General features: G+C 76.7%; 2 protein-coding genes. Both read left to right on the top strand.

Translation table 11 applies throughout. The annotated features are described in order from the left end of the window. A partial coding sequence (locus GTR00_RS17685; RefSeq protein WP_166612892.1) for a PHP domain-containing protein occupies window positions 1–1,528 on the top strand: 1,528 nt, incomplete at its 5' end. A 179-nt stretch (window positions 1,529–1,707) separates the two neighbouring features. After that, complete coding sequence (locus GTR00_RS17690) at window positions 1,708–3,111, top strand: amidohydrolase family protein (RefSeq protein ID WP_166612893.1); 1,404 nt, start codon at window positions 1,708–1,710, stop codon at window positions 3,109–3,111. Window positions 3,112–3,192 lie beyond the last annotated feature (81 nt).

Genomic DNA, 3,192 nt, shown 5'->3' on the forward strand with positions numbered 1-3,192 from the left:
ACCCCCGCCCGTGTGGGAGAGCGTCGCCGCCTCGGCCGGCGACGACCGCGACTTCGCCTGGTACGCCGGCGACCACCACATCCACACCACGTTCTCGCGCGACGCGATGTACGGCGTGGACGACCAGGTGCGCCGCGCGCGCGAGTGCGGGCTGGACTGGCTCGTCATCACCGACCACGGCGGCCCCGACCACGCCAAGCAGTCCGTGGCCCTGCAGACCCCCGTGATCGCCGAGGCGCGCCGCAAGCACCCCGTCCTGGTGTTCCAGGGCATGGAGTGGAACATCCCCGGCGCCGAGCACGCCACGTTCATCGCCCCCGACCACGAGGGCACCCCCGACCTGCTGGAGCGGTTCGAGCGCATGTTCGACGGCGACGTGCTCGCCGCCGCCTCCAACCCCGCCGGCCCCCGCCTCCTCGAGCACTCCGTGCAGGGCGGGCCCGAGGCCGAGCAGCTCGGCCTGGACGCCCTGGCCTGGCTGGTGCAGGAGCTGCGCACCGGCGCCGTCGGCGAGGCGCTCGTGCTGTCCAACCACCCCATGCGCACCGGGCGCGTCTCGCCCTCGAAGGTGCGCGGCTGGCGCGACGCCGCCCCCGGCGTGTTCGTCGGCTGGGAGGGCGCCCCCGGCCACCAGGCCGCCGCGCTGCCCGCCCCGCTGGGCCGCGGCCGCGGGCGCGGGCAGTACGACGAGTCGCCCGGGCGCTGGTCGTTCCCCGGCTACGACCTGGAGCAGTACCGCACCTGGGGCGGTTTCGACGCCGCCACCGCGCGCGTCGGCGGGTTGTGGGACTCCCTGCTCGCCGAGGGCCTGCCGTGGTGGATCACCGCGAACTCCGACAACCACTTCGACCACGGCGACACCGTCGTCGTCGGCGAACCCTCCCGCGCGCACTACGAGCGCCACGGCCACCGCGGGACCCCCGTGGACTCCGGCGTCGTCCAGCACGGCTACGTCGACTTCGCCCCGGGGTTCTACTCGCGCACCTGCGTGGGCGCACCGCGCCGCGACTACCGCTCCGTCATGGCCGCCCTGCGCGCCGGGCGGGTGTTCGTCGTCCACGGCGGCCTCGTGCAGGCCGTCGAGGCGCGCGTGCGCCCCGGCGGCGAGGGGCCCGGCGTGACGTTCGGCGCGCGCACCAGCGTGCGCCGCGGCGGCGACGTCGAGGTCGAACTGCTCGTCGACCCCGCCACCGCGCCCAACGGCAGCGGCGAGGTGCCGCGCTCGGCGCGCTGGGACGTCGTCGTGGGCACCGTCACCGGCCGCGTCGCCGACGCCGAGCGCGACCTGTGGCAGGCGCCGGGCACCCGCGTCGTGGAGAGCTTCGAGGTGCCCGCCCGCGCCGGCGGCCGGCAGCGCTTCGCCCTCACCCTGCGCGGCGTGCAGGACCCGTTCTACGTGCGCTTCCGCGGGGGCGACGGCCGGCACGCCGACGCCGACGGGCACCCCCTGGTGGACCGCGTCGGCGACTCCGACCCGTGGGACGACCTGTGGTGCTACACGAACCCGGTGTTCGTCGACGTCGAGTGAGGCGCCCGGCCCCGCTCGCGCACCCGGCAGGTCGCTGCCGGGGTCCGCGCCCGGGGCGGACCGCGAGCGCCTCGCGCGGTCAGCGTCGCCGGTGCCGGTGCTCCCGCCGTGGGCGCACCACCGCGAGCGCTGGAGGTCGCCGTGCCGGACGCACCCACCGGGGACGGGGGCCCGTCGTCCTGCGCGGCGGCACGGTCCTCACCGTCGACCGCGACCGCCGCGTCCTGCCCGGCGCCGACGTCCTCGTCCTCGACGGCGCCGTCGCAGCCGTCGGCCCCGACCTGCCCGTCCCCGACGGCGCGCTGGAGGTCGACGCCACCGGCGGGGTGGTGCTGCCGGGCATGGTCGACACCCACCGGCACGTGTGGCAGACCGCGATGCGCGGCTACGGCGCCGACTGGACCCTCGCCCAGTACTTCCAGTGGTACTACCTGCAGCACGGCACCCTGTTCCGCCCGCAGGACGTGCACGCCGGCAACGTCCTGTCCGCGCTGGAGGCCGTCGACGCCGGGGTCACCACGACGGTGGACTGGTCCCACGGGCTGCGCACCGTCGAGCACGCCGAGGCCGCCGCCGACGCCCTGACCGGCGTCCCCGGCCGCTACGTCCTGGCCTGCGGGAACCTGCACGCCGCCCCGGCCGCCTGGGCGGCCTCGCCGGAGTTCCAGGCGTTCGCGCGCCGCCGCCGCGACGAGGGCCGCCTGGCCCTGCAGCTCGCCTTCGACGTCACCGGCGACCCGGCGTTCCCCGAGCGCGGCGCCTTCGAGGTCGCCCGCGAGCTCGGCCTGCCCGTCACCACCCACGCCGGGGTGTGGGGCGCCACCGGCGACGACGCCGTGCGCCTGGTGCACGAGAACGGGTTCGCCGACCCCGGCACCGTGTACGTGCACGCCGCCTCGCTGTCCGAGGACTCCTACCAGCGCATCGCGGCCAGCGGCGGTCGCGTCTCGGTCTCCGCCGAGAGCGAGCAGAACGCCGGGCAGGGCTACCCGCCCACCTGGCGCCTGCGCCGGCACGGCATCGACGTGTCCCTGTCCACCGACAGCAGCGCCTGGTGGAGCGCCGACATGTCCTCCGCCATGCGCGCCACCCTCGGCGCCGACCGCGCCCGCGAGCACCTCGAGGCCCAGCGGCGCGGCGGGACCGTCACCGGCAACGCGCTGCGCGCCGAGCAGGTCGTGGAGTGGGCCACCCGCGGCGGGGCCCGCGCGATCGGGCGCGAGGACGACCTCGGCAGCGTCGAGGTCGACAAGCAGGCGGACCTGGTGCTCGTGAAGAACGACGCCTCGCCGGCGCTCACCCCGCTGCTGCACCCGCACGGGCACGTGGTGCTCCAGGCCCAGCGCGGCGACGTGCACACCGTCCTGGTGGCCGGCCGCCTCGTCAAGCACGAGCACCGCCTGCTCGGCGTCGACCTCGCCGCCGCCCGCCGCGAGGTGGAGCGCACCGTGGAGCACCTGCGCTCGCGGGTCGGCGAGCGGGAGTGGGTCGAGGGCATGACCCCCGAGGTGCCCGAGACGGTCGTGGGGGAGAACCCCTACACCTACAGCGAGCACCGGCGCGCAGCGTCCACCGAGGGCTGAGGGGGCTGCGGCACACTGGGTGGCGACCACGACCCGGTGTTCACCGCAGAGCCCCGCACCCGACGGAGGAGGCCCGTGCCC

The organism is Kineococcus indalonis, assembly GCF_009906395.1.
Lineage (GTDB): Bacteria > Actinomycetota > Actinomycetes > Actinomycetales > Kineococcaceae > Kineococcus > Kineococcus indalonis.